Genomic DNA, 15,611 nt, shown 5'->3' with positions numbered 1-15,611 from the left:
ATTCTTCACCTCAATATTTCCCGGGCGAAACTGGTTCCCCGCGGATAGAAAAGTCCGAAAAGCTCGGCCACAGTGGCGGCCACGTCACTGAAAGTATTGCGAGTCCCCAGATTTACCCCTGGTTTCACCCTGTGGCCGTAAACCAGAAGAGGTACGTATTCCCGGCTGTGGTCTGTACTGCTGGTGGTGGGATCACACCCGTGATCGGCGGTGATAATCAGCACCTCATCGGGTCTGGTGGCATGCAAAATTTCCGGCAGGCGCCGGTCAAAAGCCTCCAGGGCACCGGCATACCCCCGGGGATTGTTGCGGTGACCGTAAAGCATGTCAAAGTCTACCAGGTTGGTAAAAATCAGCCCCCGCTCCAGGCGTCGCATGCAGGCAAGGGTTTGATCCACCCCGTCCATATTACCTTCCGTATGTACGGCTTCGGTAATGCCTTTGCCGGCAAAAATATCCTCAATTTTGCCTACGGCCAGAACAGGAAATCCGTTTTCTAAAAGCAAATCTAAAACGGTGGGTCCCGGCGGAAGGAGGGAGAAATCCCGCCGCCTGTCCGTGCGCTTAAAAGCACCGGGCCGCCCCACAAAGGGCCGGGCAATAACCCGCCCTACGGCGTGGTCACCGGTGAGCAACTCCCGGGCAATACGGCACATCCGGTATAATTCCTCCACGGGAATAATCTCTTCATGGGCGGCAATTTGAAACACACTGTCGGCCGAGGTATAAACAATGGGATACCCGGTCCTCATGTGCTCCGGGCCCAGTTCCTCAATGATAGCCGTACCGGAGGCCGCTTTATTCCCCAATACGGGCCGCCCGATGCGCTCCTCAAAGGGCTTGATTATTTCCGGGGGAAAGCCGTTGGGATAGACTGGAAAGGGTCGTTCCAGCAATAAACCGGCAATTTCCCAGTGGCCGGTGGTAGTATCCTTGCCGGCGGAAGCCTCAGCCATCCGCCCGTAAGCGGCCAGGGGCCGGTCCACCGGGGGAACTCCCTCGATGGGAACAATATTTCCCAGGCCCAGCCGGCCCAGGTGGGGTAAATTGAGTCCTCCCACGACCCGGGCAGTATTGGCGAGGGTATTGCTGCCCGCATCCCCGTATTGAGCGGCGTCGGGAAGCTCCCCGATACCCACGCTGTCAAGAACAATAAGGGTAAGACGGCTGATGGTTGCGGCCAAGTAAGATCAACTCCTTTTTATCCATCCAGTTGTGCCCGGGGATGGGTGCGGTCGTAAATTTCCCGCAGCCTGGTGCGGGTTAAATGGGTGTAAATTTGCGTGGTGGCAATATCGGCGTGACCGAGCAATTCCTGAACAGAGCGCAGGTCGGCACCGTTTTCCAGCAAGTGGGTGGCAAAGGAATGGCGTAAGACGTGGGGGGTTATCACCTTGGTAATTCGCCCCTGGCGGGCATATTTTTTAATAATCTTCCAGAATCCCTGCCGGGTGAGGCGGCGGCCTTGCTGATTGACAAACAGAGCGGGGGTATTGGTGCCTCTGGTTAGTTTACCCCTGGCCCGGGTGAGGTATTCGGACACATAAAAGGCCGCCACAGAACCCAGGGGGATAATCCGTTCTTTGGATCCTTTCCCAAAGCAACGCACAAAACCGTGTTCCAGATTAACATCGGCCAGATCCAGGGAAACCAGTTCACTCACCCGCAGGCCGGTGGCGTAAAGCAGCTCCAGCATGGCCTTATCCCGCAGTCCGGTGGCCGAGGATGTGCGGGGTTGAGCCAGAAGCCTGTCTACTTCTTCGGTGGTCAATACCCTCGGCAACCGCTGGGCGAGGCGGGGCGATTCCAGATTAGCGGTAGGGTCGGCAGAAATGACTCCTTCTTGAACCAGAAAACGGTAGAAAGATTTTAAAGCCGCCAGGTGCCGGGAAATGGTGGCTGGAGCCCGTCCGTCTTTTTTTAATTTGAGCAAATAAGCCATTACGGCACTGCGTCCCTCCCCCAGGGGATCCAACCGCTGGGACTGGCAAAAAAGCCAGTACTGATTTAAATCGAGCTGGTAGGAAGACGTGGTGTTTCGGGCCAGCCCCTTTTCCACCGCCAGATAATGGATAAAACTGCCAATTAATGCCTGCAAGGCACATCGCCCCCGTTGCACATTGTTACCCCTTCTATTTCCACGGGAAACTCACTAATCCTGCTAATTGCCATGTTTTTCCTCACCGGTTGTCACCACATAAAAAGGGACTTTGGCCAAAAACCAGAAGTCCCCTTAATAACGGTCGTGAAAAAAGGTGCAGGTATGGTAAGCCGACTGCCATTGCTCCGTGGCAAACCGGCCTTCCACCACAGCCGCACCGTCTCTGGAATCGGATGTAGAAGGGTATGGTGTGTGCATTAGAAGGTATGTGGCGGGGGTTAAATTTTTATCAGTTCGTATTGCCGGGTACCAAGGCCTATTTCTTCCCCGTAGGTCAGCTGGCGCTCCCACACGGCCTGAGGCCACAGGGCACGGAATATGTCCTGCACTTCCCGGCCCTCCAGGCGGCAACCGGGTAAAACCTTCTCCCCGTTCACCAGGTCGGCACAGGCCTGATCCAGGGCCACCGGGTCCAGGGAAGCCAGGATGCCAATGTCCCGCACCACGGGAGCGTCCGTCCAGCTGGCACAGTCGCATTCCGGAGAAACATTGGTCACAAAGTTGATGAACCCGGCTTTGCCCTTCTTATTCTGGAGCACCCCGGCGGCGTATTCCACAATCTTTTCCTGGATCGCTTCCGGCTCCGTTTTCCAGTTAATGTCTATTGCTTCCACCGGGCAGGTGACCGTACACTCACCGCAGCCAATACATTTTTCCTGATCGATCGCTGCTTTTTTAGTTTCCCTGGACACGGCAATAGCTCCCGCCGGGCACCAGCGGGTACAACGGGCGCAACCCTCACATTTTTCAGGGTTCACCCTGGGCAGTACGTCGGAGTGCATCATTTGCTTGCCGCTACGGGAACCCGATCCCATGCCGATGTTCTTCAGGGCACCGCCAAAGCCCGTGAGTTCATGACATTTAAAATGGCTCACCACCAGCAGGGCATCGGCATGAATAAGAGCGCTGCCAACCTTTACCTCTTTAAAGTGTTTCAAATTAACCGGCACATTAATGTAATCCTTCCCCGTAAGTCCATCGGCAATGATCAGGGGAGCGTCAACCACGGCATAGGCAAAACCGTTTTCAATGGCTGTTTGCAGGTGATCTACCGCGTTTGAACGGCCGCCCACGTAAAGGGTGTTGGCATCGGTAAGAAAGGGTTTCCCACCCAGTTCTTTGACCTTGTTCACCAGGCGGCGAATAAACTGGGGCCGCACATAGCCCGTATTACCCCGCTCCCCAAAATGAACTTTAAAGGCCACCAGGTCCCTGGGAGCAAAAAGCTCTCTCATTCCCGCGCGCTCAAAGAGCTTTTCCACCTTATCCAGAAGATTTTCTTTATGTTTTGCCCGCATGTCGGCAAAAAAAACTTTAGCTACCAGAATCTCATCCCTCCATCACAGTTAAGCTGCAGGTAATGCCCCGGGAAAACCCCGGGCGTTGTATTCTTTTTATAATTTCTTTCTTTAAAAATTATTTCCTTTTTTGACGACATAAAACGGATAAAAAAGAAAAGCCCGGTTTGTTAATCCGGCTTACCATGACGACCCCGGTAATATTCCCGTAAAAACTCGAACAGGCGATCCATAAATGTACCATGACCCGCATCAAAAGGACCAGTGGCGGGGTTGTAAACGGAGCTGTCGGGAGAAGGGGACCGGGGCTGGTTAAAGGTACCACCCGACCTGATCAGGCTGTAAATGTGCCCGCAGAGAACGGCGAGGATGGCCAGCACCACCAGCATGCGCAGGCAAAACATTAACCGGCGTTTTAGTTTCGTTAAAAGAATTACCATCATGATCCCACCCGGTCGTGGTAGTCCACCGGGTTTTCCCTCCCTTGCCTTGTGGTTTTATTGAACATTTACTATCTCACTCCAGGATGCCGACCACCATTCTGGTCAACCAGGGCGTCAAAAAGGCCTCTACCAGCCCCGCCCCGACTGCCACGGTCAGAGCAACCAGCATCACCCCGGTGTAGCTGGCAAAGGACCCCCATATTTTGCTCCAGGTACTGGAGGGACGGGGAAGAAGCACGAGGGCAAAGGAAAGGGACGCCACCGCACCCACAAACAGTGCAGGTAAATAAAGCAAATGTTGCGGGATAATACAGGCCAGGGCTAAAAGCAATCCACTCCAGGCCAGGTCATAATTGAGAAAAGCTACGGTAAAGCCCAGAACAAATCCTTTCAGGAAAACCAGAGCAAGGATCACGGGGATACCAATAAATGTTAGTCCCAAAAGGTAAAGGGCAACCATGATGAGCATTTTGCCGTACATGGCCTCCCAGGCCACCCGGCCCGTTTCCAAATCAAGATTCCGAACCTCCTTTATGAATGTATTCATATAATCGTGAAGTTCCTGGATCTGTACCGGGGGAAGGAAGGTAAGGTTAAGGGCACCACAAATCAGGCCCAGGGTAAAGATAATTAATACCAGCAAACAAAGGGGCCAGCTGCTTCGCAGGGAATGACGGAAAACGTCGAGCAAAGCTCTCCCCCCTTCCAACCTGTCCATGCTCATATATATGGCTGAAGAAGGGGGTGTATGAATGGTGGAGGGAATTAAAAAAGTTCAAGGATCAGGCGATAAATGTAGCCGGCGGCAAGCAAGTCTTCCATAGAATTGCCGCTGGCGGCCACCACGGCAATGCCCCGGTGCATTTTTTTTGCTGTCGCTACCGCCCTGGCGGCGGCAGCCAGAGCCGGGTCCTTGCCTTTTTTGTGGCGTGTACGGGCCACCGTTCCGGCAAGGACGGCCGGAGCACCGGCCGTCAGGGCGGCATCAAAGGCCACCCCCCCGGACCCCGTGGCCGCCACCACCACCCTTCCTTTAAAGTCTGCCAGTTCGGCGACGGAAGCGCCTAAATTGGGAACTACAGCCTCAAGCCTTGCCCCGGCAGCGGCAATGCCCCCGAGCACCTTTTGTATGCCGGCCTTGCGTTGCTCCCCGGTACCGGTGCGGGGCTCGGCAATCACCACCACACCGGTATCCAGTGCCCGGGCCCTTTCCCCGGCCAGCCGGCCCACCCCTGCCGGATCAACGGGAACCGGGGGTTTGGCCGCATCGAGGCTGGCTCCAAACACCGCCGCCGCTCCTTCATCCAGAGCCGCTTCCAGGCTGGTAGACATGTCAATCACATCCACCACCACAACCACCAGGCCCTGCCGGGCGGCCCAGGCGGCTCCGCTGGCGTTGGCGGTAAGGATCACTGCGGGTAACAAAATCTCACCCCATCACGTTATACCATTAAATACCAGGGCACTTCCTCAGGGCTTCCCTTCACTGACGGCATTTGTTTTTAAAAACAGCCCAGCAGCATATGCCCCAGCTGCTCCCGCGGCAAGGAAGAATTCAGGGTCCTCATCTATGCCCCGCCCCATGGTGGTAACGGCAAGGCCATACTCCTGCAGCGCCTCCCGGGTGGGGTTGTCTTCTACCACGACCACCCGGTGCCTGTCCAGGATGCCGCTCTCCTGGAGCTGCCGCCAAACCAGGGCATGCTTTTCTAAAGCCAGGGCCGGAATGGGGACGGTACAGGGGGCGAGGGCCACCCGGCCCAGGGCAGTCCGGGTATGATGGCTCAACCCCCGGTGGCGTTCCCGGGCATCGGCAAAGCCGATGCGCGGCACTGCCACCGGTTGTCCCTCCAGGATATGTACCGCATTCACCAGCTCTCCCTGCTCTACGCCGGTAAAACCAAAGGTGGAGCCGGTGCCGACAATGCCCGGTCCCATGGCCGCGATGATGATGTCTGCCCCGGCTACACCCCGGGCGGCCAGAAGGCCACTGTAGACAGTGACGGCTTCGTAGTCTCCGCCAAAGGCATGGCCGCAGGTGACGGTGGCTGACAGGAGCCCTTTCTCTTTTAGTTCATATACCAGGCGGCTCAAAGGAAGGGGTAGGGACGCACCATCGGTCATCAAATACACTACCCGGGCCTTCCCGCGGGTCAGCTTGTGGATTACGGCCGCCGCCGGGGCAATCATGCTGTGCAGGGAGGCTATGATTACCGGGGTGCCGTCTAGAGAATCCACCGCCCGGAAGGACTGGTTTTCGGGATGCTCCTCCTCTTCCACGGCCAGCACTTTAACCTGGGAGGGGGTATAGCGGGCCTTCATAATGTGCCCCGCACAGGGGACATCAAGCGCCGGGTTGGCCAGGTTGGCCATAATAAAATGGGTACCTCCGGTACCCAGTTTTTTGTATACGGCGGTGGTGTTGAGCACCACCGCATCCCCCGGTTTGACCGGACCGGTAAGTTGATCGTAGTTTACGGCCCGCTCTTCCTTCCCCTCCACCCTGACCAGGACCTCGGTCAGCCCCGGACGTCTGGCCTGCACACCCACAACTTCTCCAGTACGGATGCGGATCATTCCACGGCCTCCAACTACTGGTTACTACCATTCGCCACCCGGATAATTTCCAGGAGATAGCGGGCGTTGGTCACCAGATCCTCTACACGAATAAATTCTTCAGTGGTATGAACCTTTTGCATGGCAATTCCCAGGTTGACGCAGGTAATGCCGCGGGAGTTAAATATGTTGGCATCACTGCCTCCGCCGGTTTTAACCAGCCGTGGGACCAGGCCCAGGTTTTCGGCCGCCCTTCGCGCCAGTGCAACGGCAGGATGGGATTCGGCCAGTTTAAATTCGTGGTAGAGGGTCCGGGTTGTCACTTCCACCCTGGCCCCAAATTGGGCGGCTGTTGTTTCAAGGACCTCTACCATGGCCGCCGTTTGAGCACGGCATTTACTCCCGTCAAGGCTCCTGGTTTCCCCCTCGAGACGGCAGGAATCGGGAACAACGTTAATGGCCTTGCCACCGGAGATAACGCCGATGTTGGCCGTGGTTTCGTCATCAATACGGCCCAGGGACATACGGGCTACGGCATGGGCGGCCACGGCAATGGCATTAATCCCATCCTCGGGATTGATCCCGGCATGGGCCGCCCGGCCCCGGATAACCGCCTCTATTTTATCCTGTGTGGGGGCCTGTACCACTATGGTTCCGGCGGGCCCGTCACAGTCCAGCACGTAACCAATGGAAGAGCGCAACCGGGTGTGGTCCAGATGTTTGGCCCCCAAAAGGCCAATTTCCTCCCCAATGGTAAAGACCACTTCCAGCCCGCCGTGCGCAAGCTGTTGTTCCGTAATGACCCGCAGCACTTCCAGAATGGCTGCTATGCCGGCCTTGTCGTCGCCCCCTAAAATGGTATCGCCGGCAGAACGGACAACTCCGTTCTCCACCACCGGTCGAACGCCCCGGCCCGGTTCCACCGTATCCATGTGGGCCGCCAGCAAAAGGGGGCGCTCCGGGCCCCGGGCCGGCAGGGTGGCAATCAGGTTGCCGGCTTCTCCCCCGGTTTCGGCCCCGGCCCGGTCCTCATATACATCCAATCCCAGCCCCCTTAAGCGGGCCGCCAGCAGGTCTGCCAGCGCCCTTTCCCGCCCGCTGACGCTATCTACCTGTACCAGCTCGAGAAATTCGGCCAGGATTCTATCCTGATTGATCATCGAAACCCCTCCAGGAGCTGATCTCGCCGGCGGCCATTACCCTGCCCGGGCGGCGGCTGAACGGCGAACCAGGGCGGCACCGGTTTCCAGGGCCCGGCGGTTGAGGGGAATCAGGTTGTGGCGATGGGCGGGCAAAACCTCGCGCAGGGATTTTTCCACCGCATCCAGGGAAACTACCCCCGTCAATTCCAGCAGTGCCCCCAGAATGACGTTGTTGGCCACCCTGGCGTTTCCCAGTTCTTCGGCCAGTCCATTGGCCGGTATATAATATACCCGGACATCTTTACGGGTAGCCTTGATATCAATAAGGGAACTGTTGATCAAGATCAGTCCCCCGGGGACCACGCTCCCCTCAAACTTTTCCAGGGAGGGGCGGTTCATCACAATCAGGGAAGTAGGTTCGGTAACTACCGGGGAACTGATGGGAGAACCGGAAATGGTTACCCCGCAATTGGCCGTACCGCCCCGCATTTCAGGACCGTAGGAGGGAATCCAGGACACGTGCTTCCCTTCCAGCATACCGGCGCAGGCCAGAAGTTGTCCGGTAGAAAGAACCCCCTGCCCGCCAAAGCCGGCGATCAAAATTGCCTCATACATTTTAACCAACCTCCGCAGGTTTTTTGTACTCCCCCAGGGGATAGTAGGGAATCATGTTTTCGGCCAACCATTTTAAGGCTTCCGCCGGAGGCAGGCCCCAGTTGGTGGGACACGCCGACAGCACCTCGACAATGGAAAAGCCAAGATTGGCCAGCTGCACTTCAAAGGCCCGTTTAATGGCCTTTTTGGCCTTGACCACATGGGCCGGATCATGCACGGAAACCCGGGCCACATAAGCCGTACCGTCCAGCACACTGAGCATTTCCGCTACTTTTACCGGGTAGCCGTTAACTTCCTTATCCCGCCCGTAGGGAGTGGTGGTGGTCTTTTGCCCCAACAGGGTGGTGGGAGCCATCTGGCCCCCGGTCATGGCATAAATGGCGTTATTGATAAAAATCACCGTAAATTTCTCTCCCCGGGCTGCGGCGTGGACTATTTCTCCCGTCCCAATGGCCGCCAGGTCACCATCTCCCTGATAGGTAAAGACCACCCGGTCGGGCAACACCCGCTTGATTCCGGTGGCCACAGCCGGGGCACGGCCGTGGGAAGCCTGGAACATATCGCAATCAAAGTAATTATAAGCAAAGACTGAACAACCCACCGGTGCCACGCCGATGGTACGGTCGAAAATTTCCAGCTCGTCAATTACCTCGGCTACCAGACGGTGAACGATACCGTGGGTACAACCGGGACAGTAATGGGTGGGAATATCCTTCAACGACCGGGGTCTGGTGAAAACTTTTTTCATCACTGGCCCTCCCCCCCGTACAATTTTTTCACTTCCCGCACCACATCTGCCGCCACGGGAAGCATACCGCCGCAACGGCCGTAAAAATACACGGGACGGCGGCCATTCACGGTCAGGCGGACATCCTCTACCATCTGTCCCAGGCTCATTTCCACAACCAGGAATCGTTCTGTTTCCTCAATTACCGGCTCAAAAGCATTTTGGGGGAAGGGCCACAGGGTGATGGGCCGGATCAGGCCTACCGCCAGGCCTTCTTCCCGGCAGCGGTCCACCACTGCCTTGCAGATGCGGGCGGCAGTTCCAAAGGCCACCAGCACCAGCTTTGCCCCGTCAAGCCGGTATTCCTCCCAGCGCTGTTCCCGCTCGCTGATCAGGGCATATTTTTGAGCCAGTTTTAGATTATGCTGCTCCAGCTCTTCGGGAACAATGTACAGGGAGTTGATCAACTTTTTTTCCCCGCCCATGCGTCCCGTGGCCGCCCAGGGCCGGGGGGGAATCTCTATTTCCTTTTCTTCTCCCAGTTCCACCGGCTCCATCATTTGTCCCAGGATACCGTCGCCCGCCACCATCACCGGGTTACGGTAGCGGTCGGCCAGGTCAAAGGCTACCTGCATCAAATCAATGATCTCCTGCACCGAGGCGGGAGCCAGGACAATTACCCGGTAATCTCCGTGGCCGCCCCCTTTGGTGGCCTGAAAGTAGTCGGACTGGGCCGGGGCGATATTGCCCAAACCGGGGCCACCACGGATCATATTTACAATGACACAGGGCAACTCAGCCCCGGCCAGGTAGGAAATGCCTTCCTGCATCAGGCTGATGCCCGGACCGGAGGACGAAGTCATCACCCGGGCACCCGCCCCGGCGGCACCGTAAACCATATTAATGGCGGCCGTTTCACTTTCCGACTGCAGGTAAAGTCCCCCCACTTCCGGGAGGCGCTTGGCCAGGTAGTGGGGCAGTTCGCTCTGGGGCGTAATGGGATAACCGAAAAAGTAACGGCAGCCGGCCCTTACCGCACCCTCCCCGATGGCCTCGTTTCCTTTCATTAGTATTTTAGCCAACCCGGGCCACCTCCCTTTCTACTTCTATGACCAGATCCGGACACATGCGGGCACAGGTGGCACAGCCGGTACATTTACCCTGATCTTCAATGGTCGCCGGATGAAAACCCATGCTGTTGATATGTTTGGCCAGGGTAATTATGCCCTTCGGGCAAAAGGTAACACAGAGTTCGCAACCCTTACAGCGTTCTTCTCTAAATGTCACTCGTGCGGCAGCCAAAAATCTCCCTCCCCAAACTTGAGCCTTAAAAATCCTGCCACGGGGTTTGCATAAAGAGGTTCAAGGGCAGTACTGGCAACCCGGGGGGGATGTGGGGACGCAGATGTTCCGCCAACTCCCGGCGCGCCGCCACCATTACCACCGGCAGGTTGAGGACGCGGGCCGCATCCTGCACCACCCGGTGTCCGGCCAGGATGGTTTGCCAGCCGGTAGCCGCCCCCAGATTGGTATTGCTTACCAGGCCCGTTACCTGCAGGCGGCAGGCCTTCTCGATACCCTTCAGCATATTGATGATGCCCTCTTTATCTCGCGTAAAAGGGCGGCAGGCATTCACCACAAGCCAGAGGTGGTAGTCTTTAGCGGGCAGCAGGGGTTTGAACCGTCCCAGGACCGTTGCCCCCACTTCATCGCCACCCACATCAAAAACCCCGTACCGGCCCGGGTCCTCCAGCACCCCGCGGATGGCCGGGGGCAGGGCCGGTAAATCCGCCCTCATCCACTCACCCCGGGGACAAACCACCGTCAACCCCAGATGTTCCAGTTTTTCCCTGACCAGGCGGGTGCGAAAATAGGGGTTTACCACATCCAGATCAATTACGGACGTGGGCAAACCCCGCTCCTTCAGGGAAAGGGCAAAATTAATGGCCAGTTCGGTCTTTCCGCTACCCAGATGGCCGGTAAAAATTGTTATTCTTCTCAAACCTGTGCTCACCCGGGATCACCCCACGGTCAAAACAATTCGACAAAGACACCGAATTTCCTATCCCCGCAGCGAAAAACTGTTTATTTCCGGTCGCTGCCCCAACGGTCCAGGCGATCCAGCAATGGGCTGCGGGCAATAAGGCTGGTGAGGGAATATTTTTCGGCCACCACGTGCAGGACAAGGAGCAGTCCCAGGTAAGCCAGCTTAACCCCATCCGGGAGGACCCATACCGCCGTTAGCCCCAGGGCGGCGCCCAGGGCGTTTGCTCCCGTATCGCCCATCATGGCCCTGGCCTTCAAATCCACGGCCAGGTAGGCCACAACACTGCCCGTTAAAACGGCCAGGAAGATTAAGGGCCACTGCCCCCAACCGGCCACAAATAAAAGAAAAGAGCCCAAAAGAAAACCCTTTCCGGCCCGGCCGGGGCGCAAATCCAAAAGGTTGATGGCGTTTACCGAAAGGGCCAGGGTCAGGGCATTGACCGGCACCCAGACCAGGGGGCCGGCCACTACCGCCAGGAAAAGGCTTAAGGCCCCGCCGGCCAGGGCCTTCAGGGCACCGGTGGTTAGCCTCCCCTGCAAAAGGCTCTTCAGGTGCCCCTTCAAGCCGCTGGTAGCACGGGAACCCCAGACGTCATCCACCAGGCCCAGGCAGGTGAAAGCGGCCAGGGCAAGGCAAAAGGCCAGGGCAAAAAACTGCAGCTGCCCCGGCAAAAACGGGTAAAGCAGGACTATGCACGCTACGGCAGCCAGGGAAAACACCAGGCCTACCCCCAGGGGAATAACCTCACCCCGGAAATTGGGGCGCACAAAGCCGGCTTCGACAATCATCCCCATCAGTCCGGGCAGGAAAAGGCGGGTGAGCAGGACCCCTAAAAGACAGGCAAAAACCAGGGTGGCCGGAAAAGAAAAGGCGGTTATAAAAAAGGGCATGATTAACACCTCAAGTAAATATTATAGCGAATTTCTGGCCTGCCAGAGAACCCGGGCTACATGCCAGAATTGCTTTCCCCGGTGTAAAAACCCTTTCAAATCCCGCCCGGTCTCCCTGTGGGTCATGACCACGGGAACTTCCTGCACCCGGAAGCCCAGGCGGGCAGCTTTAATAGTCATACCCACCTCTACTCCAAAGCCGGAGGCAAAAGGCATCAGGTGCTGCAGCACTTCCCGGGTCATGGCCCGCTGCCCGGATAAGGGGGATTCCATTACCAGGCCGGTATACCACCGGATCCCGGCCATGGCCAGTCCCTTCACCAGGCCAAATCCCCCCTTGCGCCTGGCTGCGGGAAAGCGGGCCACCGTCATATCGGCTTCTCCCTTCAGGATCGGTAAAAGCAGGTGCCTGGCTTCGACGGCACTGGCACCCAGATCGGCATCAATGAGCAGGACCACGTTACGGGTGCAAAGGGCCGCACCCCGGTTTAAAGCCTCCCCCTTGCCCAGGTTGCGGGGAAGACGAATTACCCGGGCACCACTGGCCCGGGCTACTTCAGCCGTAGCATCGGTGGAACCGTCATCAACAACCACTACCTCGGCCACCTCGGGGATAGATAGAACAGCCCGCACGGTATCCTTTATGCGGCTTGCCTCGTTATAAGCGGGAACCAGTACCGATACTGCCTGTTCTTTTTCCATCGGCAGGTTTTCCCCCTTCGTCCATTTCGGGGAGCAGCTTCTGAGCAGTAGGTTTGACCCCGTAATGTCCCGGCTTCCCGGTGAGGGCAATCACCAGGGCCACCTGACCGGGAATGGTGTCGATATTGTCAACAGTGGTAATGCGTTTCTTCTGGTAATCCGGCATGTAGGAGTAAAGCACATTGGTTTCCTCCACGCCGTAGACCGGTATTTTATACTGCAAAAGCGTATCAATAAGGGGCAAATCCAGTGTCTGGACCCTGACCATATCCCGGTCCTGGCTGCCACCGATGATAATGACTCCGTCCAGGGGTACCCCATAATTCCCCGTAATTTTAATCAGGTTTTCTTCCACCAGGACATCCAGGACCTTGCTCTTGCCTTTAACCAGTCCCCGGGCAATTTCCCCGGCCAGGCGGGTGGTTAATTGTTCGTTAGTCAGGTTACTCCATCCCAACTGCCTTTGCAGCGTCTGGTCCTGGCCGTTTATGTAAAAACCATTAAGTACGGTGGTGATGGACTCTACTTCCGCCCCGGCCAGGCGCAAAGTGGCAATTAGATCATCGGGAAACCCATAACTGTTTGTTTCAATTATAGCCAGCCGGTACCCCGTCAAACGATCACGGACCAAAACCGGCAGCACCTGCTTTTCAAACTGTTTTTGTTTCTGGTTATCCATCTCCAGAGCATTGGCCCGGGCTTCCACCGCTTCATTTTTTTCCCTGAGCTGCTCCATCTGCACCATGAGTTTATCCGCCAGCTGTTTTTGTTGTTTCGTCAGGGCATCATTGCCGAGCATGGTACTGCCCACCAGTATACCAAGTCCCAGGGCAAGAAAAACTGCTACCAGGGAAGCAATATGATACCGCAAATTTATTATCATCATCCCACCAGCCTAAATTCCCAGCAGCAACCGGAAGTGTATGTACAGCAAGCGTAACAATTCCCTGGTGGCAGGGGAGACAACTACCACCACACCGGCAGGCAAGAGGGCAGCAAGAACAATTTGGGCCAGGTACCTGGCTTTAATGCGATTGCGGTAGAGCTTGCTGACCCCTTTGGCATCAACTAAAATTGAGCCGACCTTCAACCGTACCAAAAAGGTGCTCCCCATGCCCTTCCGCCCCTTCTCTAAAAAATCCTCCACACAGAAATGGGTACCGACGGCTACAATTAACTCTGCTCCTCCATCATAAGCTAAAAGCATGGCTATATCTTCGCTGGTACCGGGGGCGGCAAAAACCGCTGCCTTTAACCCCAGTTGCTGAATGCGTTGCAACCCGGGAGCTCTTCCATCGGGGTAAGCGTGGACCACCAGCTCCGCCCCCGACTGCAAAGTTTTATCCGAAACGCTATCCATATCGCCAACTATGATGTCGGGCTGGTAACCAAATTCTATCAGGGCATCGGCACCGCCATCCACGCCCACCAGTACGGGGCGCATTTCGTCAATGTAGGATTTAATGGCATTTAAGTCCTCCTTATAATTATGTCCCCGTACCACAATGAGCACATGCCTGCCTTTAAAAGAGGTGCGCAAGAGCGGCCGCTGGTACTCACCCTTAATCAGGCTCATTTCGTGCCGGGCATGTTCCAGGGTATTTTCCACAAAACGGGAAATAACGGTTCCCATGTTTTGCTGGGCCAGGGCCATTTTTTGCTTTATTTCTTCGGCAGTGAGGATATGTCCGGCGGCCACCTGGCGGCCACGACAGAAAATCAGGCCGTCTTTTATTTCCACTTCCTGTCCCTCCGCCACCAGATCCATAATTTCTTCCCCGGCATTGTCAACCAGGATCACCCCGGCCTGGACCAGGATCAGGGGGCCGGGGTTGGGATACCGGTCGCTCAAGGAGGAAGCAGCGTTAATGACCGCCCGTACCCGCGCCTCCACCAGAGACTGGGCGGCGACTTCATCAAGCTCAGGGTGGTTGATAATGGCAATTTCGTGAGCCGCCAGACGTTTGACAAGGTGCTTGGTCCGCTTGTCCACCCGGGCAATACCCTTAACGTGCATGCCACTCTCACCGCCTTAATATTTCTCTAACATTTTACAGTTTTTGTAGCGGCCAGTCAAGAAACGGTCCCTGTTTCGTAAAAAAACCTGACCGCCGGTCAGGTTCTGGCATTTAGTTCTAACTCACCTTGGCCTCCAGCCTTAGCTTGTCCGCAACCATGGCTATAAATTCGGAATTGGTTGGTTTACCCCTTTGTAGATTTATAGTATAACCAAAAAATCTCGTCATCATTTCTACATTACCCCTGTCCCACGCCAGCTCAATGGCATGACGGATAGCCCTTTCCACCCGGCTGGGCGTGGTTTGATATTTCTGGGCAATCATGGGGTAAAGTTCTTTGGTTACTGCCCCCAGCAGGTTGACTTCGTTAATTACTGCCAGAATAGCATCCCGCAAATAGTGATAGCCTTTAATATGGGCCGGTACGCCCATTTCATGGATGATGTTTGTTACCGCCACGTCCAGGTTTTTCGTTTTGGCCGGGGATATGTACTGGGATACATTTACTCCATCGGCAAGCTGCCGGATACGCGTGGCCAGTACGCCAAAGTCAAAAGGTTTTAAAATATAGTAGTCGGCCCCAAGTTCCACTGCCCGCTGGGTAACACTTTCCTGGCCAAAGGCCGTAAGCATAATTACCTTGGGACGGGGCGAAACACTCTCCAATTTTTCAAGCACGCCAATGCCATCTAAGTGGGGCATGATGATATCCAGCACTACCACATCCGGTTTTTGCTGTTTAATTTGCTCCAGGGCCTCTAAGCCATTATATGCAATACCTGCTAATTGAAAGTCCTCCTGTTGGCTGATAAATTCCTTGAGTAATTCGCAAAACTCTCGATTATCATCAGCAATTAGCACCTTAACGGTCTTTTTCACCATTAAATCCCGCCTCCTGAAGTATTTTATTATATTTTCTCTCTAATGGTATTTATAGCCAATTTCGACGCATAAAAAAAAACTCCTTCTGGACGGAGTGATTATTTTATTTACTATTTCTGTCAAAATATAA

Annotated in this window: 18 protein-coding genes; all 18 read right to left on the bottom strand. The window is 55.8% G+C overall.

What is annotated here, in order from left to right; translation table 11 throughout:
• Nucleotides 1-5 precede the first annotated feature (5 nt).
• On the bottom strand, nt 6-1,184 hold the full coding sequence (locus D7024_RS07460; protein ID WP_121451217.1) for a phosphopentomutase: 1,179 nt from the start codon (nt 1,182-1,184) through the stop codon (nt 6-8).
• 17 nt (nt 1,185-1,201) lie between these two features.
• The gene (xerD, locus tag D7024_RS07455) at nt 1,202-2,098 is read right to left on the bottom strand and encodes a site-specific tyrosine recombinase XerD (RefSeq protein ID WP_121451216.1); all 897 of its coding nucleotides are present in this window, start codon (nt 2,096-2,098) and stop codon (nt 1,202-1,204) included.
• Between the two features lie 281 nt (nt 2,099-2,379).
• Nucleotides 2,380-3,486 (bottom strand): DUF362 domain-containing protein, encoded by a 1,107-nt coding sequence (locus D7024_RS07450; RefSeq protein WP_121451215.1) that lies wholly within the window; start codon nt 3,484-3,486, stop codon nt 2,380-2,382.
• Nucleotides 3,487-3,629: 143 nt separating this feature from the next.
• On the bottom strand, nt 3,630-3,899 hold the full coding sequence (locus tag D7024_RS07445; protein ID WP_121451214.1) for a hypothetical protein: 270 nt from the start codon (nt 3,897-3,899) through the stop codon (nt 3,630-3,632).
• A gap of 76 nt (nt 3,900-3,975) precedes the next feature.
• Nucleotides 3,976-4,593 (bottom strand): stage II sporulation protein M, encoded by a 618-nt coding sequence (gene spoIIM, locus D7024_RS07440; protein ID WP_165859308.1) that lies wholly within the window; start codon nt 4,591-4,593, stop codon nt 3,976-3,978.
• A gap of 74 nt (nt 4,594-4,667) precedes the next feature.
• Nucleotides 4,668-5,327, bottom strand: coding sequence for a hypothetical protein (locus D7024_RS07435; protein WP_165859307.1), 660 nt, complete (start codon nt 5,325-5,327; stop codon nt 4,668-4,670).
• A gap of 45 nt (nt 5,328-5,372) precedes the next feature.
• On the bottom strand, nt 5,373-6,479 hold the full coding sequence (locus D7024_RS07430) for a DUF3866 family protein (protein ID WP_121451212.1): 1,107 nt from the start codon (nt 6,477-6,479) through the stop codon (nt 5,373-5,375).
• 14 nt (nt 6,480-6,493) lie between these two features.
• Entirely contained in the window at nt 6,494-7,618 is a 1,125-nt protein-coding gene (locus D7024_RS07425; protein WP_121451211.1) for a M20/M25/M40 family metallo-hydrolase, read from the bottom strand.
• Between the two features lie 36 nt (nt 7,619-7,654).
• Nucleotides 7,655-8,215 carry a 2-oxoacid:ferredoxin oxidoreductase subunit gamma family protein gene (locus D7024_RS07420; protein ID WP_121451210.1) on the bottom strand — a complete coding sequence of 187 codons (561 nt, stop codon included), beginning with the start codon at nt 8,213-8,215 and terminating at the stop codon, nt 7,655-7,657.
• 1 nt (nt 8,216) lies between these two features.
• Nucleotides 8,217-8,963: a thiamine pyrophosphate-dependent enzyme gene (locus tag D7024_RS07415; protein WP_207543888.1), complete on the bottom strand. Its 747-nt coding sequence runs from the start codon at nt 8,961-8,963 to the stop codon at nt 8,217-8,219.
• On the bottom strand, nt 8,963-10,024 hold the full coding sequence (locus D7024_RS07410; protein ID WP_121451209.1) for a 3-methyl-2-oxobutanoate dehydrogenase subunit VorB: 1,062 nt from the start codon (nt 10,022-10,024) through the stop codon (nt 8,963-8,965). The genes D7024_RS07415 and D7024_RS07410 overlap by 1 nt, the downstream gene beginning before the upstream one ends.
• Nucleotides 10,017-10,244, bottom strand: a complete 228-nt coding sequence (locus tag D7024_RS07405) for a 4Fe-4S binding protein (RefSeq protein ID WP_121451208.1) — start codon at nt 10,242-10,244, stop codon at nt 10,017-10,019. The genes D7024_RS07410 and D7024_RS07405 overlap by 8 nt, the downstream gene beginning before the upstream one ends.
• Before the next feature lie 25 nt (nt 10,245-10,269).
• Complete coding sequence (locus D7024_RS07400) at nt 10,270-10,956, bottom strand: P-loop NTPase family protein (RefSeq protein WP_121451207.1); 687 nt, start codon at nt 10,954-10,956, stop codon at nt 10,270-10,272.
• 71 nt (nt 10,957-11,027) lie between these two features.
• Nucleotides 11,028-11,879, bottom strand: a complete 852-nt coding sequence (locus D7024_RS07395; RefSeq protein WP_121451206.1) for an MraY family glycosyltransferase — start codon at nt 11,877-11,879, stop codon at nt 11,028-11,030.
• A gap of 21 nt (nt 11,880-11,900) precedes the next feature.
• Nucleotides 11,901-12,581, bottom strand: a complete 681-nt coding sequence (locus D7024_RS07390; protein ID WP_121451205.1) for a glycosyltransferase family 2 protein — start codon at nt 12,579-12,581, stop codon at nt 11,901-11,903.
• The gene (locus D7024_RS07385) at nt 12,538-13,452 is read right to left on the bottom strand and encodes a copper transporter (RefSeq protein ID WP_243113727.1); all 915 of its coding nucleotides are present in this window, start codon (nt 13,450-13,452) and stop codon (nt 12,538-12,540) included. The genes D7024_RS07390 and D7024_RS07385 overlap by 44 nt, the downstream gene beginning before the upstream one ends.
• A gap of 24 nt (nt 13,453-13,476) precedes the next feature.
• Entirely contained in the window at nt 13,477-14,598 is a 1,122-nt protein-coding gene (gene steA / locus D7024_RS07380; RefSeq protein ID WP_121451203.1) for a putative cytokinetic ring protein SteA, read from the bottom strand.
• Between the two features lie 118 nt (nt 14,599-14,716).
• Entirely contained in the window at nt 14,717-15,481 is a 765-nt protein-coding gene (gene spo0A, locus D7024_RS07375) for a sporulation transcription factor Spo0A (protein WP_121451202.1), read from the bottom strand.
• Between the last annotated feature and the right edge of the window lie 130 nt (nt 15,482-15,611).

It is taken from the genome of Desulfofundulus salinus, from assembly GCF_003627965.1.
GTDB lineage: Bacteria > Bacillota > Desulfotomaculia > Desulfotomaculales > Desulfovirgulaceae > Desulfofundulus > Desulfofundulus salinus.
This window is presented reverse-complemented; position numbering and strand designations above follow the sequence as displayed.

Coding starts and splice junctions, on each gene's coding strand:
- D7024_RS07445 (WP_121451214.1), bottom strand. CDS start 3,899: ATGGTAATTCTTTTAACGAAACTAAAACGCCGGTTAATGTTTTGCCTG.
- D7024_RS07430 (WP_121451212.1), bottom strand. CDS start 6,479: ATGATCCGCATCCGTACTGGAGAAGTTGTGGGTGTGCAGGCCAGACGT.
- D7024_RS07425 (WP_121451211.1), bottom strand. CDS start 7,618: ATGATCAATCAGGATAGAATCCTGGCCGAATTTCTCGAGCTGGTACAG.
- D7024_RS07420 (WP_121451210.1), bottom strand. CDS start 8,215: ATGTATGAGGCAATTTTGATCGCCGGCTTTGGCGGGCAGGGGGTTCTT.
- D7024_RS07415 (WP_207543888.1), bottom strand. CDS start 8,963: ATGAAAAAAGTTTTCACCAGACCCCGGTCGTTGAAGGATATTCCCACC.
- D7024_RS07395 (WP_121451206.1), bottom strand. CDS start 11,879: ATGCCCTTTTTTATAACCGCCTTTTCTTTTCCGGCCACCCTGGTTTTT.
- D7024_RS07390 (WP_121451205.1), bottom strand. CDS start 12,581: ATGGAAAAAGAACAGGCAGTATCGGTACTGGTTCCCGCTTATAACGAG.
- steA (WP_121451203.1), bottom strand. CDS start 14,598: ATGCACGTTAAGGGTATTGCCCGGGTGGACAAGCGGACCAAGCACCTT.
- spo0A (WP_121451202.1), bottom strand. CDS start 15,481: ATGGTGAAAAAGACCGTTAAGGTGCTAATTGCTGATGATAATCGAGAG.